Annotated in this window: 22 protein-coding genes; 11 read left to right on the top strand and 11 right to left on the bottom strand. The window is 63.1% G+C overall.

The window, feature by feature from the left end:
* Window positions 1-229 precede the first annotated feature (229 nt).
* Window positions 230-3307: an FAD-binding and (Fe-S)-binding domain-containing protein gene (locus C477_RS00360; protein ID WP_049914019.1), complete on the bottom strand. Its 3078-nt coding sequence runs from the start codon at window positions 3305-3307 to the stop codon at window positions 230-232.
* A 404-nt stretch (window positions 3308-3711) separates the two neighbouring features.
* Between C477_RS00360 and C477_RS00355 the strand changes: the two genes are divergently transcribed.
* Window positions 3712-4110 carry an acyl-CoA thioesterase gene (locus C477_RS00355; RefSeq protein WP_008892426.1) on the top strand — a complete coding sequence of 133 codons (399 nt, stop codon included), beginning with the start codon at window positions 3712-3714 and terminating at the stop codon, window positions 4108-4110.
* On the opposite strand, the gene C477_RS00350 is transcribed toward C477_RS00355, so the two are convergent.
* Complete coding sequence (locus C477_RS00350) at window positions 4107-4418, bottom strand: hypothetical protein (protein WP_008892425.1); 312 nt, start codon at window positions 4416-4418, stop codon at window positions 4107-4109. The genes C477_RS00355 and C477_RS00350 overlap by 4 nt on opposite strands.
* A gap of 195 nt (window positions 4419-4613) precedes the next feature.
* Between C477_RS00350 and C477_RS00345 the strand changes: the two genes are divergently transcribed.
* Both C477_RS00345 and C477_RS00340 read left to right on the top strand, forming a co-directional pair.
* Entirely contained in the window at window positions 4614-5006 is a 393-nt protein-coding gene (locus C477_RS00345) for a universal stress protein (protein WP_008892424.1), read from the top strand.
* 296 nt (window positions 5007-5302) lie between these two features.
* Window positions 5303-6763, top strand: a complete 1461-nt coding sequence (locus tag C477_RS00340) for a YjiH family protein (protein ID WP_049914016.1) — start codon at window positions 5303-5305, stop codon at window positions 6761-6763.
* Window positions 6764-7510: 747 nt separating this feature from the next.
* On the opposite strand, the gene C477_RS00335 is transcribed toward C477_RS00340, so the two are convergent.
* Both C477_RS00335 and C477_RS00330 read right to left on the bottom strand, forming a co-directional pair.
* Window positions 7511-7894, bottom strand: coding sequence for a Rieske (2Fe-2S) protein (locus C477_RS00335; RefSeq protein ID WP_008892422.1), 384 nt, complete (start codon window positions 7892-7894; stop codon window positions 7511-7513).
* Entirely contained in the window at window positions 7891-9009 is a 1119-nt protein-coding gene (locus tag C477_RS00330; RefSeq protein ID WP_008892421.1) for an amidohydrolase family protein, read from the bottom strand. Before C477_RS00330 ends, C477_RS00335 begins: the two co-directional genes overlap by 4 nt.
* A gap of 690 nt (window positions 9010-9699) precedes the next feature.
* Between C477_RS00330 and C477_RS00325 the strand changes: the two genes are divergently transcribed.
* Entirely contained in the window at window positions 9700-11292 is a 1593-nt protein-coding gene (locus C477_RS00325) for an aldehyde dehydrogenase family protein (protein ID WP_008892420.1), read from the top strand.
* Window positions 11293-11396: 104 nt separating this feature from the next.
* Here the strand turns inward: C477_RS00325 and C477_RS00320 are convergent, their stop codons facing one another.
* Window positions 11397-12209, bottom strand: coding sequence for an IclR family transcriptional regulator (locus C477_RS00320; protein ID WP_008892419.1), 813 nt, complete (start codon window positions 12207-12209; stop codon window positions 11397-11399).
* A gap of 375 nt (window positions 12210-12584) precedes the next feature.
* Between C477_RS00320 and C477_RS00315 the strand changes: the two genes are divergently transcribed.
* Together C477_RS00315 and C477_RS00310 are read left to right on the top strand one after the other, a co-directional pair.
* The gene (locus C477_RS00315; RefSeq protein ID WP_049914014.1) at window positions 12585-13166 is read left to right on the top strand and encodes a GNAT family N-acetyltransferase; all 582 of its coding nucleotides are present in this window, start codon (window positions 12585-12587) and stop codon (window positions 13164-13166) included.
* 308 nt (window positions 13167-13474) lie between these two features.
* Window positions 13475-14710, top strand: a complete 1236-nt coding sequence (locus tag C477_RS00310) for an FAD-dependent monooxygenase (protein WP_083870216.1) — start codon at window positions 13475-13477, stop codon at window positions 14708-14710.
* Window positions 14711-14977: 267 nt separating this feature from the next.
* Here C477_RS00310 and C477_RS00305 read toward each other — a convergent pair whose 3' ends face one another.
* A complete protein-coding gene (locus tag C477_RS00305) occupies window positions 14978-15301 on the bottom strand; it encodes a hypothetical protein (RefSeq protein ID WP_008892416.1) in 324 nt (107 codons plus the stop codon).
* A gap of 342 nt (window positions 15302-15643) precedes the next feature.
* On the opposite strand from C477_RS00305, the gene C477_RS00300 reads away from it, so the two are divergent.
* A complete protein-coding gene (locus C477_RS00300) occupies window positions 15644-16552 on the top strand; it encodes an SDR family NAD(P)-dependent oxidoreductase (RefSeq protein WP_152423235.1) in 909 nt (302 codons plus the stop codon).
* 68 nt (window positions 16553-16620) lie between these two features.
* Here C477_RS00300 and C477_RS00295 read toward each other — a convergent pair whose 3' ends face one another.
* Window positions 16621-16806, bottom strand: a complete 186-nt coding sequence (locus C477_RS00295; RefSeq protein WP_008892414.1) for a hypothetical protein — start codon at window positions 16804-16806, stop codon at window positions 16621-16623.
* A gap of 117 nt (window positions 16807-16923) precedes the next feature.
* On the bottom strand, window positions 16924-18003 hold the full coding sequence (locus C477_RS00290) for a cupin domain-containing protein (RefSeq protein WP_049914054.1): 1080 nt from the start codon (window positions 18001-18003) through the stop codon (window positions 16924-16926).
* A gap of 144 nt (window positions 18004-18147) precedes the next feature.
* On the opposite strand from C477_RS00290, the gene C477_RS00285 reads away from it, so the two are divergent.
* Window positions 18148-19026 carry a fumarylacetoacetate hydrolase family protein gene (locus C477_RS00285; protein WP_008892412.1) on the top strand — a complete coding sequence of 293 codons (879 nt, stop codon included), beginning with the start codon at window positions 18148-18150 and terminating at the stop codon, window positions 19024-19026.
* A 448-nt stretch (window positions 19027-19474) separates the two neighbouring features.
* On the opposite strand, the gene C477_RS22680 is transcribed toward C477_RS00285, so the two are convergent.
* Window positions 19475-19678, bottom strand: a complete 204-nt coding sequence (locus tag C477_RS22680; protein ID WP_239641822.1) for a HalOD1 output domain-containing protein — start codon at window positions 19676-19678, stop codon at window positions 19475-19477.
* A 233-nt stretch (window positions 19679-19911) separates the two neighbouring features.
* Here C477_RS22680 and C477_RS00280 point away from each other — a divergent pair, with 233 nt between their 5' ends.
* Both C477_RS00280 and C477_RS00275 read left to right on the top strand, forming a co-directional pair.
* Window positions 19912-20982 carry an amidohydrolase family protein gene (locus C477_RS00280; RefSeq protein WP_008892411.1) on the top strand — a complete coding sequence of 357 codons (1071 nt, stop codon included), beginning with the start codon at window positions 19912-19914 and terminating at the stop codon, window positions 20980-20982.
* A complete protein-coding gene (locus tag C477_RS00275; protein ID WP_008892410.1) occupies window positions 20982-21440 on the top strand; it encodes a metal-sulfur cluster assembly factor in 459 nt (152 codons plus the stop codon). Before C477_RS00280 ends, C477_RS00275 begins: the two co-directional genes overlap by 1 nt.
* Before the next feature lie 61 nt (window positions 21441-21501).
* Here the strand turns inward: C477_RS00275 and C477_RS00270 are convergent, their stop codons facing one another.
* Entirely contained in the window at window positions 21502-22212 is a 711-nt protein-coding gene (locus C477_RS00270; protein WP_008892409.1) for an acetate--CoA ligase family protein, read from the bottom strand.
* A complete protein-coding gene (locus C477_RS00265) occupies window positions 22205-23590 on the bottom strand; it encodes a CoA-binding protein (protein ID WP_008892408.1) in 1386 nt (461 codons plus the stop codon). Before C477_RS00265 ends, C477_RS00270 begins: the two co-directional genes overlap by 8 nt.
* A gap of 169 nt (window positions 23591-23759) precedes the next feature.
* On the opposite strand from C477_RS00265, the gene C477_RS24390 reads away from it, so the two are divergent.
* Window positions 23760-24125, top strand: coding sequence for a hypothetical protein (locus C477_RS24390; RefSeq protein WP_239641821.1), 366 nt, complete (start codon window positions 23760-23762; stop codon window positions 24123-24125).
* The last annotated feature ends 250 nt before the right edge of the window (window positions 24126-24375 follow it).

Below are 24375 nucleotides of genomic sequence, written 5' to 3'. Positions count from 1 at the left end.
AGCTTATTCACTATCTCATGCGGACGATCGGTGTAGAAACACGCGCAATCGGAGGAACGCTGCAGCAACGCTTCGGCACCGGTAGACTCGTGTATGAGTTTCGTTCGCTGGAGACGACGGACTAGTTCGAGTGGCCGACGATCCGTCGTTTCAGGCGACGTATAAGGGGGACTCTTTTTCGTCGAATCGCGTTCGATTGGGAACGTATCCGAGGGGAGCCGACGAACCGTTACTGCGGAAGCGCGTGGGCCAGCAGTTCGACCGGGGTCGGCGGCTCTTCGTCGTCGAGTTCGCTGCCGGCGAGCGAACTTCCCGATGGGACTGGCTCGAGTCGCTTGTCGCCAAGCTGGGTGCGACAGGACGTTCCCGGCGCGGTGACGACGGTTGCGTCGCTGTCGTCGATCTGGTCGACTAAGATGTCGCCGATCGACTGGCTCAGCGAGTAGTGCTCGGCCTCGTAGCCGAAGCTACCGGCCATACCACAGCAGCCCGAGTCGAGCGGATCGACGGCGTAGCCCGCGCGTCGGAGGACGCCGACGGCGTGGTGGTCCTTCTTCGTCGCCTTCTGGTGGCAGTGGCCGTGGTAAGCCACTGACTCCGACGGGGCCGCCCAGTCGACGTTCTCGTCGAGGCGGAACGCGTCGAGGTACTCACAGACGCCGTAGGCGTTGGCCGCGACGGCCTCGACGCCGGTCCCGCCGAGCAGATCGAGCGCATCGGACTGAAACATCACCGCGTCCGACGGCTCCGCGAGGACGACGTCCCAGCCCTCGTCGACGCGGGGCGCGAGTTCGGCGACGTTCGCCCGTATCGTCTCACGGGCCTGATCAACGAACCCCTTCGACAGCGCCGGACGGCCGCTGTCGGTTCGCTTGGCAACGTCAACGTGAACCCCGGCGGCCTCGAGGACGCGGACCGTCGCTTTCCCGACTGCGGGATGGCTGTAGTTGGTGTACGTGTCTACGAAGAAGACGGCCTTCCGTTCGGCCTCGGCTTTAGGGACGCGGGAGCCGCCGCGGGCCTCGAACCAGTCCTGAACGGTCTCGCGGTGGAACTCGGGCAGCGACCGCTCGCAGGCGATCCCGACGGTCTTCTCGGCGATCGTCCCGGCACCCGGGAGCGACTGCGCGAGGTTTGATATCGGTGCCAGCGCGCTGCCCAGCGGTGCGAGCCGATCAAAGTTGGCGAACAGCTTGTCGCGGAGGCTGGCACCGTGTTCCTGATGACGGGCGTGCATGACCTCCGTCTTCAGCTTGGCCATGTCGACCTCGCTGGGGCAGTCCCGGGCACAGCCCTTGCAGCCGATACAGAGGTCCAGCACCTCCTCCGCGAACTCGTCGTCGGTGGGATCGTCGGGGAGGTCGCCGCTCATGGCCTGCCGGAGGAGGTTCGCGCGACCTCGCGTGGCCGTAATCTCCTCGTCGGCCGCACGGTAGGTCGGACACATCACGCCGCCGGTGGTTTCCTGATCACCCCGGCAGCCGCCACAGCCGTGACAGAGTTCGACCATCCCCTGCATGCCGTTCTCGTTGTCCCAGTTCAGCGACGGCTCGAATCCGGCGTCGTACGCGTACTCGTCGTCATACCGGAGGTTTTCCGTCATGTCGTGGTCGCCGCAGATATTGCCCGGGTTCAGGAGCCAGTCGGGGTCGAACGCCGTCTTCAGGTCGCGGAACGTCTGCCAGAGGTCGTCGCCGTAGAGCTTGCGGTTCCACTGGGTTCGGGCCCGACCGTCCCCGTGTTCGCCGGAGACGGAGCCGCCGAACTCGACGACCATGTCCGTCACCTCGTCGGCGATTTCGACCATGTCCTCGCGGTCCGTGACGGCCTTCGTGTTCACCAGCGGACGCACGTGGAGGACGCCCGGCCCGGCGTGGGCGTAGAAGGCTGCGTCGACATCGCGGTCCTTCTCGACGAGCAGCGACTGGAACCGCTCGACGAATTCGGGGAGGTGCTCCGGTGGGATCGCGCAGTCCTCCATGAAGCTGATGTGCTTCTCGTCGGAGGTGCGAGAGAGGAGGATCGGCAGCCCTGCCTTGCGGAGCTTCCAGAACTTCTCGCGCTCGGCGTCCGCATGGGCCTCGAGCCCCTCGAAGGCGTACGTTTCGTCGACGACGGGGCGGTCCTCGGGCGGCGTCGCCTCGCTCTTGCCCTCCGGCACCCGATCGGCGAGGAGACCGGCAGTCCGTTCTCGGCCGTGCTCGTCGTCATCAGCGTAGAATTCGACGAGCAGCGCCGCCTGCGCGCCGTCGGGGACCAACGCCGCGATCTCCTTGAACTCCGCAGTCTCGCGGGCCAGCCCGATCAGCACGTCGTCGATGAGTTCGACCGCCGCGGGGTCGTGTGCGAGGACGTGCTGGACATCCGTCACGGCCTCGAGGACGCTCTCATAGAACAGGAGGGAGACCGCCTTCGTCTCGGGAACGGGCTCGAGGGAGACCTCAGCCTCCGTAATGACGGCCAGCGTTCCCTCACTGCCCGCGAGCAACCGACCGAGGTTGACAGTGCCGCTCTCGGCTTCCTCGACGAGCATATCGAGGTTGTAGCCGGAGACGTTGCGCTTCAGATCCGGGAACCGGTCCCGGACCTCGGTAGCGTCCTCGTCGATGATTCGGACGACTTCCGCGAAGACGCACTCGAGGAGATCACCATCGGGATCGGCCCGCTCGCGGAGATCGTCAACGTCGACCTCGCCGAGGGTCGCGACGGTGCCGTCGGCTAGGATGGCTTCCACTTCCTCGATGTAGGCGTCGGTCTTCCCGTACTTCAGCGAGTGGGCGCCCGTGGAGTTGTTGCCGATCGCGCCGCCGATGACGCTCCGATTACCGGCGGCTGGATCCGGCGCGAACTTCAGCCCGTGGGGGGCCAGCACGTCGTTGAGTTCCTCGAGGATGACCCCTGACTGGACGCGGGCCCGTCGGGCGTCGGCGTCGACTGAGACGATCCCGTCCATGTGACGGCTGAAGTCGAGGACGACGGCCTCGTTGACCGCCTGGCCGGCGAGGCTCGTGCCGCCGCCTCGCGGGAGGACGGGGATCTCGCGGTCGGCGCAGTAGGTGACGACGCTCGCGACGTCTTCGGTCGACGTCGGGAAGACGACGCCGATCGGCGTCTCTTCGTAGGCGCTCGCGTCGGTCGCGTACAACTGTCGCGTGTAGGTGTCGAACCGGACGTCGCCGGCGATCCGTTCGCGGAGGGCGGTGACTAGGTCTGGTCGCTCGACGTCGTTGGAGACGTAATCGTACACCGCCCGCTCGTCGGCATCTGGTGCGTCGACGTCGAGAGAAGTGTTAGGACTCGCAGTCATAAATCGTCAGGCACACGCGAGGGAACTGTCGGAATTTTCGACGCGATCGTACGCCGGAGTAGGGATCGGGCCGTCACGCCGAGAGCGATTCGTAACGGTCGGTTCGAAGGCACCGCAGGTACTGTCGGTGGTTTCGGTCGCGGACACGCCGCTGGACCCTCTCATCGGGGGTTTCTCGACCCACATATCGATGTCCATTTATCATCCTCTCTTTGAGCGCTACCTCCATGAATGTTTTCTCGGGGATAGTATCTCGTTCTTCGATTACTTCGTATGGGAAGATAGCAAAATCACATGAATAATATGGTACTATCGTTCGCTGCTATCGAACGAGGGACGAGCGACCAGCCGGTGCGGCGTTCGACAGTACTTTTATATTTCCCGGCGCACACGCTCGGGACATCATGGGATTCACACGTAGCTGGACCGTCCGATTCTCGGATACGGACCCGTTCGGCATCGCTCACTATCCGCGGATGATCGACGCGATCCACGAGACCTCGGACATGTTCATGGAAGAGATCGGGTGGCCGTTCTGGGAGCTGACCGAGGAACACGGCGTCGGACTGCCCCTCGTCTCGATGGACTTCGACTTCGAGGGACAGGTCGCCGGCGGCGACGAGGTCGAGATCGAACTGACACCCGAGGTCGGGGAGTCGAGCGTGCAGTTCGACTACCGGGCGACCCACGACGGCGAGGTCGTCTTCAGCGGCACCGAGTTCCGCGTCTGTGTTCCCGTTGACGGCGACAGCGGCGTCCCGGTTCCCGACGACCTGCGCGACGCGCTGGAAACGGGCATCTAGTTCGGTCCGATTTCGACCGTCTCGTACTGCGACCGGAACGCGAAGAACAGCCCATGGCGCCCTGAGACGCGGGACAGTCTACGCCCGTCGCTCTCGCATTCGAGCGCGTCGTGGGTGAGCACCCAGCGCTCGCCCTCGTCGTCGACGAGCACGTCGCCGTCGCGCTCGACCGGTGTCGGCGGCGCCTCGTAGACCGCGATGTCGTTCGTCTCGTCCCGGAGGACGACGACGTGTCTGTCCGAGTCGCGAACCAGCAGCTCCGCGACGAGGGACTCGAGGCCGTCGGTATCATCTATCGTGGCCGGCATACACACTCGTGAGACGAAGTCGCATGAAAATCACGCGATCGATCTATCATCTGGCGGGTCGGTCTGCGCTGCCATTATGGCACGTGATGACAAATACTATAATGCCGTAAACTGATGTAACGGCTACACGACAATCCGAGTGATCGACGGTAGCGGACGATCGGTTCCGCCGCCGACCGCTCGGGGGTGATTCCCATGAAAACGATCCTACTTTGCATTGACACGGACGTCGAACGGGCGAACGAACAGGTCAAATCGGTAACCGAGCTCCCACTGGAGACGGAGCAGGTGCGTATCGTGCTCTATCACGTTTTCCGGGCCGACGACGAGAACGCCGACGCCGAGAACTTGAAATCGGTCTCGGAAGCGATCGAGCGACTCGAGGAGGCGGGCTTTACCGTCGAGGTCGCGCAGTCGAGCGGCAACGCCGTTCGGAACATTTTGGATCAGGCTGCGGAGCTCGATGCCGACGTGATCAGTCTGGCCGGCCGGAAGCGGTCCCCGACTGGGAAGGCGCTGTTCGGAAGCGTCACGCAGGACGTGATCCTGAAGTCCAACCGAACGGTGCTGCTGAGTACGGCCGAGTAGTCCCGAGACGACCGGACGGGACCGATCGCGACCGCGCAGTCGCCGACCGCAGCGAACCCGCACCACCGTTTTCCGATCGTACCGACCGTAGTAGATTGTCTCTGATACGACGCTCGCGGGTGACGGTAGCGGGCCGCTGATCGATAGCTCACCGTCGCTCGAGACGCTATCGATCGCGTCTCATGATATTTTCAACAGACTATGGGATAATAGAATATACATTACTATTGTTATAATGGTATGAACGGCGACATATGATCGATGTTTTTATGACCCATGGCACTAACTGTCGAACCATGTTCGGTAGTCAGAGCTGGGAAGATGACGATCACGTAGCAGGGGAGTCAGTGAGCCCCGATCAGAAGTCGATCGACGACGTGAACCTTGTCGAGAAGCGATTGCGACCGACGCTCAAGTTCATCTTGGCGTTCACGACCGGGGCGTTCTTCTTCCTCTTCCCAGTTCAGTATCAGGGACAGACAACGATTCCGCTCGACATATTGCTGTCGTACATCGAGGCGACGTCGCTGCTCACGGTCGAACTGTTCGTTCTGTTCGTCCTGTTCATGGGCGGTATCATGACGACCGTCGGCATGTTGCACTATCAAGGCGTGCTCGCGCTGAGCGAGCGCACGCAGGAGATCGTCCAGCCCGAGTACTGGCAGACGTCGAAACTGTTCTGGGCGCTCCGCGTGATCTCGGTCCCCGTCGGATTCGCGATGTTCATGGGCGTCGGTCCGGGCTGGTTGATCAACGACGCGATCTCGGGCGTTTCCTGGAACGTCCTCATGATCACGATCGTGCTCGTGATCCCGGTCGGTGCCATCTTCGTCAACTTGCTGGCCGAACTCGGCGGCCTCGAGTTCATCGGCACGTTAGCGCAGCCGATTATGCGGCCGCTGTTCAACCTCCCTGGACGGTCGGCGCTGGACAGCGCGGCGTCGTGGCTCGGTTCGTTCAGCATCGGCTACTACCTCACCCGCAACGTCTTCGACCGCGGCGGCTACAACAAGCGCGAGGTGTTCGCGATCTGTACCTGCTTCGCGACCGCGAACCTCGGCAGCGTCGGTGCGGTCGCCGCCATTCTCGACATCCTGCACGTCTTCCCGGTCGTCGTCGCGCTGTACCTGATCGCGACGCTCATCGTCGGCGCGATACTCGTTCGGATCCCGCCGCTCTCGACGGTCCCGGAGGAGTACATCGCGGAACCGGACCCGGAACCGCAATTCACCGGCACCGTCGTCGACTACGTCCGCTTCGCCTTCAACGAGGGGGTCAGAACCGCGGACGAGGGCGAATCGATCCCCCGTGCGGCGGTCAACGGGTTCATCGACGGAACGAAGCTCACCGCGACGATCCTCGGCACCGTGCTGGTGATCGCGACGACCGTCCTCCTGCTCGAGGCGTACACCGACTTCTTCGAACTCATCGCGACACCGTTCGTCCCGCTGATGACGATCCTCGGCATCCCGGAGCCCGAGACGGCCGCGATCGCCGTCCTCGCCGGCGCCGGCGAGTACTTCGTCGGTTCGACGGTCGCCGTCGGAACGAGCCTCACCACGAAGGTCTTCGTCGTCGTCGTCACGAGCGCGCAGGCGATCTTCTTCGCCGCGTCGGTCCCGATGATGGTCGACATGTTCGACGATGTTCCCATGCGCGTCCGCGACCTTACCGTCCTCCTGATCCTCCGAACCGCGCTGCTCGTCCCGATCGCGGCCGCGTTGACCCACGGTGTCGCCGCCGTCGGCCTCATCTAGGCCCGCAATCGGCGTTTGATCCCGTCTCCGAGACCGGTGATCCGTCCGCTGTTGCCGGCTGGGACAACGGCGCGTCGTGATCGTTCTCGACACCGGTATCGAATTTTGTAATCTCTCTATCTAGACAACCATATTTTGTAATCAGTATCGCAATTAACATCCCAAATCGGAACACAATACTGTACGTTTCTGTTCTGACCTGAGGAGAATAATAATGGCCGCACGAGAGGAAAACTCGTATCGAACCACCGGCGCGAGGGTAAATTTGGAGTAGTACTGCGGTTCGGTGGGCGATCATTTCGGACACGACATACTCTCCCGAAGAATAGGAGAATTCGGTTAATAGATATCTATGCGTGCTATTCATGGATGAACGTCTTATAGGGATGGGGATCTGGTTTGTGTTCGTCTCAACCCAACATTGGTGTCGTCGATCCCGTCCGAATCGAGGACGGGTCAGTCGACGCGTGCGAGACGGCGTCCCGTCGTCGCGGGCGGCGTCGTGAGCCACTCGAGCGACGGTGTCGTTCGGATCGACGGAAGCGACTCTCGAGTCGATCGCTCGAGCTGATCGGTGCGGCGACAGTCCGGAACGATAACGACGGCACGTCAGCCGGTGCTCGAGGCGATACGTCGAATCCGCGATCCACAGTTCAGAAGAATTCGGTTCCGTGAGTGACGGGCGACAGCGATCACAGCTCCGTTGTCGCCGCTATCGACGTTCGCAGCGGCCGCCATCCGGCGGAGTCAGGAGGACGATCCGTCCACGTAGACGACGCCGTCCTCGACGACCACGTCGTAGGTCGGCAGTACGATGTCGTCGTCGGCGAGCTGTTCGCCCGTCTCGAGGTCGTACGACCAGCCGTGCCACGGACAGGAGATGATCGGTTCGTCGTCGTCGTAGTCCTTTTCGACGCGCTTGCCGGGTTCGACGAACTCGCCGACGAGCTTCTTTCCGACGGCGCCCTCGGCGATTGGTCCGCAGTCGTGGAGACACCGGTTCCGGACTGCGTGGAACTCGCCGTCGACGCGGAGGACGCCGACCTCCGCACCGTTGACGTCGACGAGTTCGCGGTCGCCGTCTTCGAACTCCACCTCGGATTTCACCTCGATCAGGTCCGCGTCGCTCACAGGTCGAACATCTCCTTCGCGTTCTCCGAGAGGATCTGCTTCTTCTCGCCCTCCGAGAGGAAGGGGAGATCGGCGACCGTTGTCGGACGACCGTAGTCCCAGTGCGGGTAGTCCGAGGCGTACATGAGGCTGTCCGTCCCGACCATGTCGAAGCACTTCTCGAGGTACTCGGCTTCGGCGGAGATCTCCAGGGGCTGCGTGCCGTAGTAGAAGTCGGTGATGTACTCGCCCGGCTTCTTCTCGAGCAGCGGCGCCTCCTCGGGGCGCTTGAGGTACTCCTCGTCCAGACGCGTCATCAGGCCGGGGAGGTACGTAATTCCAGACTCCATGAAGACGATGTCCAGATCGGGGAACTTCTCCGGCACGCCTTGACAGACAAGACTGACGATCTGGGACATGTTCGACTCGAGGAACCCGAGCGTGTGCGTCTCGATCATCTCTTGGTAGCCCGCACGGACGTACTCGTCGAGGCCGGCGCCGCCGGTATGGAACACTGCCGGGAGGTCCAACTCCTCGCAGCGCTCGTAGAGCGGATCGTACTTGCGGTTGCCCAGCGGGGGCGTCGCACCGGCGGTGACGAAACAGGCGCCGACGTAGGCCTCCTCGTCCTCGATCCGATCGAGAATCTCCATCGACGCCTCAAGATCGCCGTACGGGATCGGTGCCAGGCCGTGGATCCCGTCGTCGGGGTCGAGCACCTCTTCTCGCATGTACTCGACGTAGGCTTTCGCGAACGCGCTCTGACGGTCGTCGTCGGCGGTCGTCCCCGCGCCGGCGAGGATGAGATGCGAGATCAGCAGCGTCTCGTCGACGCCGATCGACTCCATTCCCTCGCGGATGCGCTCGGGCGTCTCGGGATCGTCCGGGTACGAGGAGTGCTCGCGTTCGATCTTCCCGTGGGCCTGTCGGTCGCCGGTCGAGAAGGGGAAGAAGGAACTGAGGTTCTGCTTCGCCCCCTTCTCATCGAAGTTACTGTTCTCGAACTTCGTCTTCCAGGGTTCTTCCATGTACTCGGCGACATCGTGGAACGACTCCATGTAGTGGCAGTCGCCGTCGATGACGTAATACTGGTCTAACGTCTCTTGTCTCGGTTGACTCTCGTCCGACCTGAGCATATTCGTACCACACTCACCGCGTAACATACACTCTCGTTTTGGGGATATAATTGCCTGTGTGATTGTTTAGTTATATCACTGATCGCCGGTGCTTTGATCAGACCAAAGCAGATTAGCGATTCGCGGAAACGATCTTTACAACCATATGGGCGTAATATTTGGCGAAGCAGTCGTCTCGGCCGATGGCGAAACAGCGACGAATCAGTGTTTAATGTGCATCGTTATTGATCCACAACTTAGTTGAGGATATCAAATAGCACTCGATCGGCGGAAGCGAGAGCGCGAGGGTCTGTTCCCTATATTGACACCTACCCGAGTTCTGCGAAAGCACGCTCCGGACCGAATCGATCGTCCGAGACACCGTTCACCGCTCTCGCAACCCCTTCGGACCGCCGATCGCCTCACGTGTACGGACGCTACGTCGATACGAGCCGATCTGCAGAGCGGATTTCCGCTGAATTCGGCCGGCTTACCGCGTCTCGTAGTTACTTGAAGCTATTCCGGACCGACGTGTTCGGTAGCTGGCCGAGCTCGCCGCCGGTCTCGTCCGACCCGGATGAAGCGGAACACACCTGATCACGCGCCGGTTTGCTCACCTCAAATCGATTCGAACTGAACGGAGCGCTGGACACCGTACCGTCTGTATCGGGGTTCCCAAAGCTTGATTAGCTTCCCGCCAAATGTTCCCATATGGCTCAACAAAGTCAATCACCGTACCGAATTACCGGAGGGTGGGACAAACTATACATCGATGGTGAGTGGACCGCCACTGCCAGCGGGGAGACCATCGACGTTGAGGACCCGTCTACCCGTGAGGTCGTCACACAGGTCCCTGCGGCCGTCGAGGAAGACGTCGACGCCGCCTACGAGGCCGCTGCTGAGGCACAGTCCGGGTGGGAGGCGACGCCGCCAGCCCGTCGCGAGGAACTCATTCAGGACCTTCTCGAAACCGTCGAGCACCGCAGCGAGGAGATCATGGAACTAGCGACCACCGAGGCCGGTGGCTCGGCCGTAATGGCGGGGACGTCGGTTCACCTCGCTGAGGACCAACTCGCCGAGGCCGCAACCCTCCCCCGGCGGATGAAAGGCGAGCACGCTCGCTCGAATATTCCCAGCAAGGAGAACATCGTCGAGCGCGAGGCGAAAGGCGTCGTCACGGTCATCTCGCCGTGGAATTTCCCACTCAACCTCTCCATGCGCGCAGTTGCACCGGCCATCGCCGCCGGGAATACGGTCGTCCTCAAGCCCGCGACGAACACGCCGGTCGTAGGCGGGCTCCTCTTCGCTCGGCTCTTCGAGGAAGTCGGCTTCCCCGACGGCGTTCTCAACGTCGTCACGGGACGCGGTTCCGAAATCGGTGACCGAGTCGCGAGCCATCCCGAAAGCGACGTCGTCGCATTCACCGGCTCGACGCCCGTCGGACGACGGGTCGCCGCTGCCGCGGGCGAGAACCTCGCCGAAGCGGCGATGGAACTGGGCGGCAACAACGCTCACATCGTAACCGACGACGCCGATATCGACGCGGCTATCGACGCCGCGGTCTTCGGCTCCTTCGTCCATCAGGGTCAGGTCTGTATCTCGATCAATCGCCATCTCGTCCACGAGGACGTCTACGACGAGTACGTCGAGAAGCTAACCGAGCGCGCCGAGTCGCTGCCTGTCGGCAGCGCCCACGACCCCGACACGATCGTCGGCCCGATCATCGACGAGTCCCAGCGCGACGAGATGCTCGAGTACGTCGAGGAGACGATCGATCAGGGCGCGACGCTGGAAACCGGCGGCGAGACGGTCGACCTCGACGGTGTCGACGACTCGCTGGTCGTCGCGCCGACGGTCCTCTCGGACGTGACCAACGACATGGCCGCCGCGTGCAACGAGCACTTCGGCCCCATCGCGCCGGTCATCCCGTTCTCGGACGTCGACGAGGCCGTCGAACNGACCAACGACATGGCCGCCGCGTGCAACGAGCACTTCGGCCCCATCGCGCCGGTCATCCCGTTCTCGGACGTCGACGAGGCCGTCGAACTCCACAACGCCGTCGAATACGGCCTCTCGGGATCGGTCCACGCCGGCGACGTCGGCGCCGGCCGACGGATCGCCGACCGCCTCGAGACCGGCATGGTTCACGTCAACGATCAACCGATCAACGACGAGGCCCACGTCCCGTTCGGCGGCACTGGCGCTTCCGGCGTCGGCGGCTACAACACGACGGATTTCCTCGAGGAAGTCACCGAGAAGAAGTGGATCTCGCTGCAGCACGAACCGCGTGAGTTCCCGTTCTAACCCGGCTCACTCGACTGTCGGCCGGGACCGATAACGGGATCCACTCGATGATCGCTACGATCCGTTTCGATCGAACGACATGGATACGTTGCAGCGGTCTCTGCTCACGTTCGGAACCGATCGGTCCCCTCGAACGCCGAGTGGATATTCACCTCGATAGCGTTGGCGGCCCGCATAACCGTCTCCGGGAGTTTCTCCCGGAACCGATCGCCGCTCCAGTTGCTCGCCGACCCGGAGAGGCTAACCGCGCCGAGGACGCGATCGCCGTCGTAGAGCACCGGTGTGCCGACCGCGCGGATCCCTCGCATGTGTTCCTGGTCGTTCAATGCGAACCCTCGCTCCCGGACAGCTTCGAGCTCGGCCGCCAACTCGTCCTCGTCCGTGATCGTCGACGACGTGTGGTCGACGAGGTTCCGATTGTAGAGGATCTCGGCGACGCGGTAGTCGGGGAGGTGCGCGAGGATGGCTTTGCCCGCAGCGGTGGAGTGCAGGAGCACCTCCGACCGGTCCTGTTTGCGGGGATGGAAGTCCGTCCCGATCGCGTTCTCGCCGAAGGCCTCTTGGAGGACGATCAGTTGTCCGTCCCGTTCGGTCATGAGGTGTGCGCAGGCGTTGGTGTCGTGAGCCAGCCGCCGGATCTCCCGTTCGGCCGCGCGATAGAGTTCGTTTCGAACGCGGACGTGTTCTCCGTACGGGAGTAACTCGAGGCCCAGTCGGTACTCCCCGTCGTCATCATCCTGACGGGCGAGACCGCGCGACTCGAGGGTTGTGAGGTACGTGTGGGCGGTGCCCGGCGACAGGTCGACGGCCTCGGCGACCTCCGAGACCGGCGCCCTACCCACCGCTCGCAGGTGCTCGAGGATGTCACACACCCTGTCCGCGGATTTGATCCGCCGTCGATCGCCGTCCGGACTCATATGCCACCATACTCGCTCCGGACGGAACACTCTTTTGTTGACATCAAATTCACACCGTTGCTCGCGTTTAGTCGGGACGGAAGAAGCGAATCAGCGCCGCCGAGTCCGACGCGATTCGCTCGAGTGCCATCGGACTGATTAGGCCGCTTGTGACACCAGTACGACAGTAGCGTCCGATCGGACGGCCAGTTTCGAATGCGAACCGATGACGAGACAGTTTATAGCACACTATTATCTTTCGAAACAAGCTATTACTGATCCCGAAGCGACCGCTCCCGCAGTGTCACCGGTGCGATCGGATCGTCTCCGACGTTGTACGACCGAGCGAACATATTCGCGGGAAACGGTGAGTGGGTGACGGGCTTCACTGATACCATGGCCGCGAACATGTGCTCCGGATGGGACAATTCCGAGTGCGAGGGGTCGAGACACTGTCCGCCGCGCTGTCCGCGGTTCGTCGACGACGAGGGGACGCCTGTGTTGATCCGACCGTATGGTCCCGACCGACGCGACGCAGTGCTTGCCATGTACGACGCCATCGAGAGTTCGACGATGGGGCTTCCGCCGGAGCACCGGGACGACCGCGAGCGGTGGATCAATCGACTCGCGAGCGACGGCTGGAACCTGATCGCGACGGTCGACGACGAGGTCATCGGTCACGTCGCCGTCGTTCCGGCCGACGCTGCCGACCCAGAGTTCGTCATCTTCGTTCGACCCGACTTTCGGAATCGTGGGATCGGATCGGAACTGCTCGAGCACGTCGTCGCTCACGCTGACGACCGTGACCACAACGAACTGAACCTCAACGTCTCGACGGACCGTACCCGGGCGATTGCCGTCTACGAGAAGATCGGGTTCAGCGTGACCAACGTCAATCGGATCGATATCGAGATGCGACTGCAACTGGAGGAATCGCTGGTGACGGCGGTCCGACGACCACCGGCCGCTCGCGACTGATCTCTCTTCTAATTCCTCGATTCCGACTTGTTCCCCCCCGAGGACTGCGTTCGCTGATAGGAAACACCGGTCACCGTCTGCAGTTCCCGTCGGGCCCTCTCGCCGGGCCCGCGTTTCACGCTCCGCGCGACCAATTGTTTCGACCACCGCGATACCAATCACCAAGGGTTCTCTTGGAGTTCGGCCGGCGAGCACTGGGGGTAGTTCTATGTAATCCAATTTCCGATATCACCGCCATTTGTAATATCATAACGCGATTCTGGTGGTCACCGCAAACACTATGGTACCATACTACGTCAGCTCACATTATGTGCGCAAATACGACCGACGCGCCAGTACTGGTTGCCGGTGCCGGGCCAGTCGGTATGACGGCCGCGCTAGCGCTGCACGCACGAGGAATCGAGACCGCGATCCTCGAGGCCGACCCCGAGGACCGGGACCGATCGGGGAGCCGGGCCATCTACGTCCACGGCTCGACGCTGCGGACCCTCGAGCGGATCCGCCCGGGACTGGGCACCGACCTCGTCGACGAGGGACTCGTCTGGCCGACCCGTCGGACCCTCTACAAGGGCGAGGAAGTGTTCAACCGAACGTACGACTCGCCCGGCGGCAGCGGCGATATCCCGCACTTCACCAGCGTCCCGCAGGTCGTGACCGAGCAGTACATGCTCGACGCGCTGGAGGACATCGGCATCGACATCCACTGGGAGTCGGAGGTCGTCTCGGTCGATTCCTCGTCGGAGGGTGTCACCGTCGAGACCGACGACGGCCAGGAGTGGGAGGCAGAGTACGTAGTCGGCGCGGACGGCGGCGGGTCAACGGTCCGCAAAGAGATTGGCGCCAACTTCGAGGGCGACCAGTCCGAGAACGCCTTCATCATCGCCGACGTCGAGGACGAGGAGATCAACGACGGCCATCCGGACTTAGAGCGGATGTTCCACTATGACGCTCCCGAGGCCGACGGGCGGAACGTGCTGCTCGTCCCCTTCACCGGCGGCTGGCGGCTCGACATCCAGTGTATCGAGGGTGACGATCCCGAGGATCTCAGCAGCGACGAGCGGATGCGGGAGTTCGTCCGTGACGTCATGGGCGAGGAGTACGAGGACAAGCTGAAGTGGGTCTCTAGCTACCACTTCCTTCAGGTGATGGCCGACACCTTCGTCGACGATCACCGGCGCGTGCTGTTGGCCGGCGAAGCCGCACACCTGTTGGCACCGTTCGGCGCTCGCGGGATGAACTCCGGTATCGCTGACGCCGACGAGGCCGCCTCGGCCATCGCCGTCGCGCTGAACGCCCGCACGGAGGCGGTCGCCCGCGACGAGGTCGAACTGTACGCAGCCCGCCGCGAGAAGGCCGCCGAGTACAACCTCAACGCGGCCGGCCAGGCCCTCGAGTACCTCCAGGGCGACGATCCGGCGACCGTCCTCCGGAAGGAAGTCGCCGCCGAGATGTCCGAGTACTTCGAGACCGCCGGCGAGTGGCTCGACGACGCGCCGTACGGCCCCCACGGCGCGCCGCCGATCGTCTCGACCGGCAGCTACTGATCGGCAGACTCGGTTTCCGTATCGCGTCCGAACCGTCACGCCGTTTTCACGTCGGAATCGCCGCTATCACGTGGAGCGCGAGTTCGCGCTCGAGACGTTCGGTCTCCGTCGTAGCCACGCATGACTCGACGAGCGTCGATGAGTCTCGAGGCGGACAGCGACGGACGGTGATGCGTCTCGAGCAACGACTCGTCGCGGACGGCGGTGCGCCTTGAGCGACGCAGCGTCGACTGAAGGAGAGCTGAAAACGGCCGTAGAGGGGACGATTCAGGCCAGGTCCAGTCGCTTAGCGACCCAGTGGTCGCGGGCGGCCAGCACGAACGTCTCCTCGTCGTCGAAGTCGGTCCGTTCAGCGACGAATTCGTCCCACTCGCCGTGGGGGACCGTCTCGAGTTCCACGGCGGAGCCGGCCTCGCTGGGGCTCTCGGCGACCAGTTCGTCGAAGCTTTCGAAGTCGGTCCGCTCGGTAACGAACTCGCGGTCGAACACGTCGGCGATAGCGATTTCCTCGTCCTCGTCGTACACGTCGTCGACGTTCGGGAGGTCGTCCTGCTTCGCAGCCACTTCTTCGAGGTCTCGTTCGAGTACCATACACTCATTCTGTAGCGTGATCACCTAAATCCATCCCCTTTTCGTTCGCTCCCCGGTGTTGAAATGATTCCAATCGGTGATACGCGATGTACGGATCCCTCGAGAGGACGGTCTCGATCGCGAGCGGGCGACGACGGCGCGTCCGCGTAGCCACCGCAGACTCGCACCGGTGTCGCTCCCGCGGTTCTCCGATCCCGAACCATGAATATCGGCGGCCGCGTATCGAGCGATGATCCGATTCATGTCCACGAGCGAGAGCGGCCGTACGACCGCGCGACACCGTGAGCACGAACGGAACGAGATCGATCCGAGTCGAACGACCGTCGACGAGGGGTGGTCCGCGTGACCGATCCCGCGTATCTCGTCGCCGGCGGCGCCAACGGACTCGGCGCGGCGACCGCGAGGGAACTCGCCCGCGAGGGCGCGAACATCGTCGTCTCCGATTTAGGAACCGCTGTCGACGGCACCGGCTCGGACCCGGAGCCGGCCCGCGCGGTCGCCGACGAGATCAACGATATCGAGGGCGCCTCGGCGGTCGCCCACTTCGGCGACGCCGCCGACGCCGAGGACGCAGCGGCGGCCGTCGAGACGGCTCTCGAGTCGTTCGGCCGACTGGACGGCGTCGCCAACTTCGCGGGGATCCTCCGGGACGGAATGTCCTGGTCGCTGTCCGAGGAGGACTGGGACTCCGTGATGCGGAGCCACCTCCGGAGCAACTTCGCGCTGTTGCGCAGCGCCGCCCGCCACTGGCGCTCGGTCGACGACGGGGACGAGAGCGAGGACGATGGCACAGACGCGACGGACGACCGCTCTTTCCTTGCAGTCAGTTCCAGAGGGGCGCTGGGTAACGTCGGGCAACTCGCGTACTCGAGCGCGAACGCCGGGATTCTGGGGTTCGTCCGCGCAGCCTCGACGGAATTGTACCGCCAGAACGTCCGCGTCAACGCGCTCGTTCCGAACGGCTACACGCGGATGACGGAGACGATTCCGGAGGAGCACCGACCGTATACGCGCGAGGAGATGCCTCCGGAGGACGCCGCGCCCGCCGCTGCGTACCTGCTGAGTGAGACGGCTGCCGACGTTACGGGGGTCACCGTGACCGCAGCGGGCAACGAGATCGGGATTCTCTCGGAACCGCGGCAGGTCCGGACCGGCGTCGCCGAGGACGGTTGGACGGTCGATACGATCGACGAGGCGTTCGAGTCGATCGCTGACGGCTACGAGGTGTCGCGGACGGAGCGGTTCCTCTGAGCGCCGCGCTGGCGGAAGCGAAAGAGCGGCTCTGAGCGGTGACGACCGCGATCCGCGTCGGAGAAGTTTCAGTCCGCGGGCTGCTCGACGCTGGCGTTGAACACGTCCTCCGACCGGAAGACGCCGCGACAGTCCTCGCAGACCATCTGACCCTGAATCGCGTACTCCCAGAGCTTGCCGCCGCAGTCCAGACAGTCGAAGTGCGCTCGGACGAACGGGTCCTCGTCGACGTAGGGATTATCGAACTCGGCCATACGGGAATGCTAGGGTGACTCGTATAAGAGCATTACCCATTCGACAGCCTGTCTCTTATACACATCTNGTCGCGACGCCGCCGAGTCCGCGAAAACGTGATCGGGATCGGTACCGCGTTACTCGTCGACCGCCGCCTCGGCGTAGAAGTTCATCGACCGCAGGATCGGCTCGTCGGTCATGCCCAGCAGGATCGCCTCGCCGTCGGGATCGTGGTGGTGTGGCTCATCCGGTGGCACGACGAAGATGTCCCACTGCCCCCACTCGAGGGCCTCGTCACCGACGTGGGTGACTCCCTCGCCCTCGATGACGAAGTAGACCTCGACGGAGTTGTGGAAGTGCGGATCCGTCGGACCGTCGTTGAGCAGCTGGGCCCGGAACGACATCGTCGGAAACAGCGGCGGTTCGCCTGTGGCGGGGTTGACGTACGCGAGGCTGTAGCCGTCGTGGGGGTCCGGATCGTCGTTGTCGGCCCGCTGCCGCAACGCCTCTTCCATCTCGTCCCAGCCGAAGCGGTACGGTGGCGTCGACTCCTTGTTCCCCTCGAACGGGCCGGGGATGGAGCCGTCCGACTCCTTTCCGTCGGGGCGGCCGCGCCCGTACTGGGAATCCCAGTAGCCCTGGGTCTTCGTGACCGGTTGGCGCTCGAGTTCGTGGTTCTCGAAGACGTGGGTGTTGTTCAGCGTGTCGAGGAACAGCGGCAGGTCGAGCACGTCGAGCCACGCGGCCGTCTCGTCGCCGTCGTTGACATGGTCGTGCCACTCCCACTGTGGCGTCGTGACCAGGTCGTTGTCCTCCATCGGAAACTCCTCGCCGGCGACGACCGTCTTCATGTCCTCGTGGCCGTCGATCGTGAACCGAAGGGCGCTGGCGGCGTGGCGGTGGGCGGGCGCCGTCTCGCCCGGCGAAACCGTCTGGACGCCGACGTAGATCGTGTTCGAAATCGCGTTCTGGGCGTTGATCGGGACCGCGACCCGCCGCTGGAAGCCCGGCGGCAAGTCGGCGATCGGGACGTCGTCCTCGATGCCATCGATCGCGGCCTGGATGTCCTCCCACTTCCAGATGTTCGCTTCCAGATCGTCGAGGAGGTTCCCCATGTCGTCTTCCACTTCCCAGAGCGGGCGGAGGTCGTTGTCCTCGAGCAGGCTCTGCGTATCGGAGCTCAGCTCCAGGAGGTCCTCTGGCTCTTGCTGTGTCATGTTCGTATGTTTGCCGAACGATACCATAAGTGTGTTGGAGGCTCCCGGTCGGCCGTAACTGACGGGAGTCGACGACCGCTCGAACTCGTCGCTGGCCGAACCGAGAGAGGATGATTTATGTGGACGGCTCGCAGTGGGTCTACCATGCGACTCGTCAGATTCAACGACGACCGGCTCGGACTACTCACCGATGACGACGGCATCGTTGATGTCACCGACGAACTCGGTCTCGAGACGAACGATCCGCTCAAGGAGTACGCCCAGAAGGACCTCGACGCCAGCGAGTACGAGGGCGAAGAGGCCGACTACGACCGCAATGAGGTCACCATCGAATCTCCGGTCCGCCGTCCCGGCAAGGTCATTGCCGCGCCGCTGAACTACGAGAACCACGTCGAAGAGGCGCTGGCTGACAAGGACATCGTCACCGAGGAGTGGTTCACCATCGAGGACAAGGGCTACTTCCTCAAGGCCCCTTCGAGCGTCGCCGGCCCCGAGGACGGTATCGAACTGCCCTTCAACGACCGCCGCGTCGACCACGAGATCGAACTGGCGTTCGTCATGGGCGAAGACGTCAAAGACATCGACGCTGAGGACGTCTGGGACGCGGTCCTGGGCTACACAATCCTGCTCGACGTCTCCGTCCGCGGTGACCAGGACCGCTCGAACCGCAAGTCCTACGACACCTTCACGATCATCGGCCCCTGCGTCACGACCGCCGACGAGTTCGACGACCCCCACGACCTCGAGATGGAGCTGCAACTCAACGGCGAGACCAAGCAGCAGCAGAACACCAACGGCATGATCTACAGCTGCGCCGACATCGTCGAGTACGCTTCCATCGGCGCGACGATCGAGGCCGGCGACGTCATCACCACGGGGACGCCGGAGGGCGTCAGCCCGCTCTCGGACGGCGACACCATCGACGCCGAGATCGAGGCCGTCGGCGCGATGACCGTCGACGTCACCGAGCGCGACGTCGCCTTCGAGGACGTCGACGTCCGGAAGAGCCAGAAGGACGAGTAACGACCGACGAATAAATACGGCCACGACCGCGGCTCTCGGTTCGATCATTCTCGAGTAGGCGATCGGTGGTACGTTCTCAGTAGTAGCTGAAGTCACAGCGGGCGCGGGCGGCGCGATAGCGCTCAGGAGACATTATGGAGGAGTCCCGTCTTTGAGACGATCCGGGAAGCGCGACTTTCCGAAGCAAGAGGATCATCGCAGTGGAACCACCGGGCTACGCGTAGAGAACGAGCGGTCGGCCTCGAGTCGGTCGTTACGGACGCTATCGGCCACCGGATATCGTAGAGAAAGGATGCGGGCAGTTATTCGACTCCTCAGGCGATCGAATCGCGATTCTCGCCCGCCCGTGGTGTCTTCGTCCGTGCCCTAGTATAGGAAATAGTGGCTCTGTTGAAATCCCATTCTTCAGACGAATTCTCGTCTGAAACAGCTGGTCGATGAAGAGTGCTTACTGATATATCGTGATTGTGCCGCTATCTACAGCTATATTGTATCTAATATACTCAAGCTGAATTTTACTTGATTCAGCAAGACGGTCAAGTGCATCAGGGTCAACGGTATCATATAGAGGTGGCAAGTCCAATGGATCCTGTTCCTCCATTTCTGCAACTCTATCTACAATTTCAATGGCTATACTGGACTCTCTACTCATCGTTTGATTCTCCATTGGGGCTCAATTTGACGGCCTCGCCTATAAGTGAACCGTGAATTAAAGTAGATGATTATAAATCATTATAATTGGTAGCTCTCGGCAAACGAATCTCTTATACTTATCGCTGGGGGTGCCAAACCTATCACCAGTCGAGGGTTTCAACAGAGCCGAAATAGTATAACTGCCGTAAGACAGCCGAAAAACATATCGCTTGGTTTGGTGTCTCTATTGGTATGGTATCACTAGACGAGGTATTCGTTGCGGACGCCGTCGTCCACTCGTACAACCAGACGGAATCGAATTTCCGCGTTCCGCGGTACGCCGAGCAGGTCGCCGAAATCGGTGTCGCGTTGGAGAACAAGATGCCCGAAGGCTATCAGCGAACCAGGGAGTCGTTCCTCGGCAACTGGCCGATCGAGGACACGGCGAACGCGCTCTTTCGAGAGAGCCAGACCGACTTCGCCGTTATCCATCCGCAGTCGATCACGGTGTTCCACGACGGACTCACCGCCGAGGAGAAGGCGAAGCAATTCGTCGAGAACAATCCGACGCGGACCGCGGCGCTGGCCAGCATCAACGCGGTCGGACTCGACGACCCGCAGGCAGAACTGACTCGGCAGGTCGAGGAATTCGACCCGCACGGCGTGAAGGTCTACCCCTCCTACTGGGAACAGGACGGGACTCACCACGGCTTCAAAATGGACGATCCCGAAGTGGCGTTCCCGCTGTGGGAGCACGTCGCCGACCTGGGGCTCGACGTCGTCGCCGTCCACAAGGCGTTCCCCTTCGGTGCCGTCCCGATGGACTCGTACAAAGTGGGCGACGTGGAGGAGGCGGCCGCGAGCTTCCCGGACCTCACCTTCGAGATCGTTCACGGCGGCCTGACGTTCGCCGAAGAGACCGGCTGGCAAATCGCGCGTCATCCCAACGTCTACGTTAATCTCGAGCTCACGCTCACCGAACTCCTCACCGCTCCCGAATCCTTCGAAAAGACGCTCGAGGAACTCCTCTATGGCGGCGGAAAGCGGGCGCTCGAGAAGATCCTCTGGGGAACTGGTGCACCGCACTTCCACCCGGGACTCCTGCTCGAACGGTTCTGGGAGTACGACTTCCCTGAGATGGACAGCTTCGCCGGCCCCTTCCAGATCACGCAGGAAGACAAGAAAAAGATCCTCGGTGAGAACTGGGCGGCGGCACACGGCTTCGATATCGACGAACTCGAGGCCGCGATGGAGGACGACGAGTACAGCGATGTCGAGATGACAGACGAGTGGCGATCCACGGAGTTCGAGGTGGCCGAGTAATGAGTATCGATGACGCCGATCGCCCCGAGACCGACTGCAGTAGTGACGATAGCGGTGTCGGCGGCGAGTCCAACGTCGACGCGGTCGACAGCCAGAGAGTCCGTGAGCGCCTGCATGACGTCGTCGATCCCTGTAGCGCCGCCACGGGCTCGAATTTAGATATCGTCGAGATGGGGCTCGTGAAGTCGATCGACATCGCGGGAAGCGACGTGCATATCGAGATGCGGCTCACCTCTCCGATGTGCCATATGGTCCCATATTTCTACGAGGAAGTCGAGGACCGCGTCGGAGAGCTTCCGTCGGTCGAATCGGTCGAGTTGGAAACGGATGCTGGCTTCGAGTGGGACGAATCGATGATGTCCGAAGCGGCGAAGCGTCGCCGCCAATCCGTACTCGACGAGCACGCGTCTCGGTATCGATCCGGACGGCGCACGGCAGACCCTCCATCCGACCGCTGAATCGGAATCCTCGGGCGACGCGTTACCCGGCAATCGATTCTTCGGTCGGGCTCTCGATATCTCAGTCCTCGAGCGAGACGAGCGCGTCGAGCGCCACCGCGTCGTCCGACCGGGCCAACAGCGGATTGACTTCGATCTCGCGGATCGCCTCGTGCTCGTCCAGCAGATCGCCGACCGTGACGATTGCCTCGGCGACCGCCTCGCGGTCGACCGCCGGCGACCCGCGGTAGCCGTCGAACAGCGGGGACGCCTCGAGGTCCTCCGTCATCGCCACCGCTTCGGCCGTCGAGATTGGTGCGAGCCGATGGCTCGTGTCCTGCAGTACCTCGACCGTGATCCCGCCGAGGCCGACGAGGACCGTCGGCCCGAACGAGGGGTCCCGCGTTCCGCCGACGATCACTTCCAGTCCCGCCTCGAGGTCGACGGCCTCCTCGACCAGGACCGCGGCGTCGATCCCCTCCCGCTCCGCAGCCTCGAGGATCTCCGCCGCGGCTGATCGGACTGCGTCCGGCCCCTCGAGGTTTACGTTCACGCCGACGCCGTCGCCCCACCCGCTCTTGTGCTGGACCGATGGCGACGCGACCTTCGCGACGACCGGATAGCCGATCTCGTCGGCCGCCTTGACAGCGTCATCGGACGAACGAGCCGTTCGGCCGCGCGGAACGGCCAGTCCAGCCTCGTCGAGCAGATCCTTCGCCTCGGACTCGGTGAGCGTAGTTCGTTGATCCCCGCGGACGGCCTCGAGGACGCCACTCTCGGTTAGTTCAGTCATCGGCGTTCACCTCCTCGGCGGCGACGGCGTCTGGATTCCGATTCCGTTTCGCGTACCGGACGAGAGCGCCGACGGCGTCGGCGGCCCGCTCGGGCGCTCGGTAGGTCGGGATCCGCAACTCTTCGAGTTCGGCCAGTTCCTCGTCCAAGATCGCCTCGGGGCCGCCGCTGGCGAAGACGATCGGTTTGTCGACCTCGTCGACGACTCCCTCGAGGACATCGGTCGGATAGCCGACACTGCCCTCGTACAGTTCGTAGACCAGGACGATGTCGACGTTGTCGTCGCGGGCGACGGCGGCGACGACCTCGCCGAACTCGGGCATCGGTCGTCCGGTGTCGACGGGGTTGGCCGAGAACGTGATTCCTGGGAGGATCTCTTCGACGACGGCCTGGGTCTCCTCGGTCAGCGACGGAAGCGTCGCGCCGGCCGCCTTGAGTCGGTCGGTGATCGCGATCCCGGGGCCGGCCTGCGCGGTGACGATGCCGACGTTCGGCCCGTCCGGTTCTGGGCAGTCGGCCAGCGCCTTACCCGCGTCCAGCAGTTCGGGAGAGGAGCGGACCGTCGGGACGCCGTACTGGGCGAAGCCGGCCTCGTACAGCTCGTGTTCGCCGGTCAGCGCGCCCGTGTGTGACTCTGCGAAGTCGCCGACGTCCTGCTCACCGACATTGTAGGCCACGACCGGTGTCTCCGACTCCCGGCAGGCCTCGAGGAGCTCGCGGCCCCGGTCGGTTCCCTCGACGTGGAGTAGAATCGCGTCGGTCCGCTCGTCGCCGTCGAAGTAATCGATCGCCTCGCGGAAGCCGACGGTGGCCCGGTTTCCGAGGCCGACCATCGCGGAGATCCCGACGCCGGCGTTCTCGGCCTGGAACGCGACCGCGTAGGCGAGGCCGCCGCTCTGAGCGATGATCGCCAGGTTTCCGGCGGGGATGCCCTCGATGTCGCTCGCGAACGTCGCGTATAGGTCCCGCGAGGGCTCGAGGAAGCCGCTGGTGTTCGGCCCGAGGAGGGAGACGCCGCCTTCCTCGGCGGCCGCGACGAGGCGGTCCTGAAGCTCCTGACCTTCGGGTCCCGCTTCGGAGAAGCCACCGGCGAAGATTATCGCGGCACCGATGTCCGCCTCACTGCACTCGGCGACGACGTCCGGCACGACCTGTGCCGGAACGCAGATCAGCGCCAGATCGACGTCGCCGTCAATCTCGGTGACCGAGGGGACGAACTCCCGACCGAAGACGGTTCCCGAGGCCGATGGGTTGACCGGGTACACTGGCCCGTCGAATTCGATCGCGTTTCGCATCGCTTCGTATCCGATTTTCCCCGGCGTATCGGAGGCCCCGACGACCGCGATTCCGCTGGGGTCGAACAAGTTCGTGACCGACATACCGATGGTATTGTTCGAGGGGGATGAAAGCGTTTTCCATGGCGGGAGAAAACGAGCGACACGCGATGCGAGTCCGGTCCGCTACGGCTCGATACGGACCCGCCACGGTTTGCCGGCGAACTCGACGAACGCCTCGAGTTTCTCTCGCGTCCGAGAGCACCGACGAACCGTGGAAGACGAGTTCAGCGTCGAACTCGTACTCGAGGAACTGCTCGAGGTTCTTGTCGGCCGCAGCGAGGTCTCCGGAGAAGCAGGTGGTCGGGAGGATAAGGTAGCCCCGTGGCAGGCCCCGAGAGTCCGAGCCGACGACCACGTCCGACAGCACAGCGAAGTCGTCGCCCTCGGCGATCAGCCCGTGGAGTCCGGGCGTGTGGCCCGAGACGTGGACGGCTTCGAACGACCCGATCTCATCGCCGTCACCGTACCGCTGGTCGACAAGTGCGCGTCGACGTCGGTCTCCTCAGGGACGTACGCCATGACGTCATACCGCTCGGTCATGGCCTCGAGTCCGCCGACGTGGTCGACGTCACCGTAGGTGATGACCGCCCCGCTCGGGTTCGATCTCGATCACCTCGAGACCCTCGAACAGCGCGCTCATCGTGTCCGGCAGTCCCGTATCGATGAGCATCGGCACGCCGGTGTCGACGAGGAACGCCCGATACCTGGCGTCCCCGTCGTCCGGTCCGCGATATCGTACACTCCCGGCAGCAGTACGGTGTACATCGATAGCGCGATATTCGGCGGAATACGACACAAATACCGTCCGAGATCCACCCGCTCGGAGG

The organism is Haloterrigena salina JCM 13891 (assembly GCF_000337495.1).
Lineage (GTDB): Archaea > Halobacteriota > Halobacteria > Halobacteriales > Natrialbaceae > Haloterrigena > Haloterrigena salina.
The sequence above is the reverse complement of the archived record's forward strand: the minus strand, read 5'-3'. Positions and strand labels throughout refer to the sequence as shown.

Coding starts and splice junctions, on each gene's coding strand:
- C477_RS00305 (WP_008892416.1), bottom strand. CDS start 15,301: ATGGTACTCGAACGAGACCTCGAAGAAGTGGCTGCGAAGCAGGACGAC.
- C477_RS00310 (WP_083870216.1), top strand. CDS start 13,475: ATGTGCGCAAATACGACCGACGCGCCAGTACTGGTTGCCGGTGCCGGG.
- C477_RS00340 (WP_049914016.1), top strand. CDS start 5,303: ATGTTCGGTAGTCAGAGCTGGGAAGATGACGATCACGTAGCAGGGGAG.
- C477_RS00265 (WP_008892408.1), bottom strand. CDS start 23,590: ATGTCGGTCACGAACTTGTTCGACCCCAGCGGAATCGCGGTCGTCGGG.
- C477_RS00345 (WP_008892424.1), top strand. CDS start 4,614: ATGAAAACGATCCTACTTTGCATTGACACGGACGTCGAACGGGCGAAC.
- C477_RS00315 (WP_049914014.1), top strand. CDS start 12,585: ATGGCCGCGAACATGTGCTCCGGATGGGACAATTCCGAGTGCGAGGGG.
- C477_RS00355 (WP_008892426.1), top strand. CDS start 3,712: ATGGGATTCACACGTAGCTGGACCGTCCGATTCTCGGATACGGACCCG.
- C477_RS00350 (WP_008892425.1), bottom strand. CDS start 4,418: ATGCCGGCCACGATAGATGATACCGACGGCCTCGAGTCCCTCGTCGCG.
- C477_RS00360 (WP_049914019.1), bottom strand. CDS start 3,307: ATGACTGCGAGTCCTAACACTTCTCTCGACGTCGACGCACCAGATGCC.
- C477_RS00295 (WP_008892414.1), bottom strand. CDS start 16,806: ATGGCCGAGTTCGATAATCCCTACGTCGACGAGGACCCGTTCGTCCGA.
- C477_RS22680 (WP_239641822.1), bottom strand. CDS start 19,678: ATGAGTAGAGAGTCCAGTATAGCCATTGAAATTGTAGATAGAGTTGCA.
- C477_RS00270 (WP_008892409.1), bottom strand. CDS start 22,212: ATGACTGAACTAACCGAGAGTGGCGTCCTCGAGGCCGTCCGCGGGGAT.
- C477_RS00280 (WP_008892411.1), top strand. CDS start 19,912: ATGGTATCACTAGACGAGGTATTCGTTGCGGACGCCGTCGTCCACTCG.
- C477_RS00285 (WP_008892412.1), top strand. CDS start 18,148: ATGCGACTCGTCAGATTCAACGACGACCGGCTCGGACTACTCACCGAT.
- C477_RS00290 (WP_049914054.1), bottom strand. CDS start 18,003: ATGACACAGCAAGAGCCAGAGGACCTCCTGGAGCTGAGCTCCGATACG.
- C477_RS00320 (WP_008892419.1), bottom strand. CDS start 12,209: ATGAGTCCGGACGGCGATCGACGGCGGATCAAATCCGCGGACAGGGTG.
- C477_RS00330 (WP_008892421.1), bottom strand. CDS start 9,009: ATGCTCAGGTCGGACGAGAGTCAACCGAGACAAGAGACGTTAGACCAG.
- C477_RS00275 (WP_008892410.1), top strand. CDS start 20,982: ATGAGTATCGATGACGCCGATCGCCCCGAGACCGACTGCAGTAGTGAC.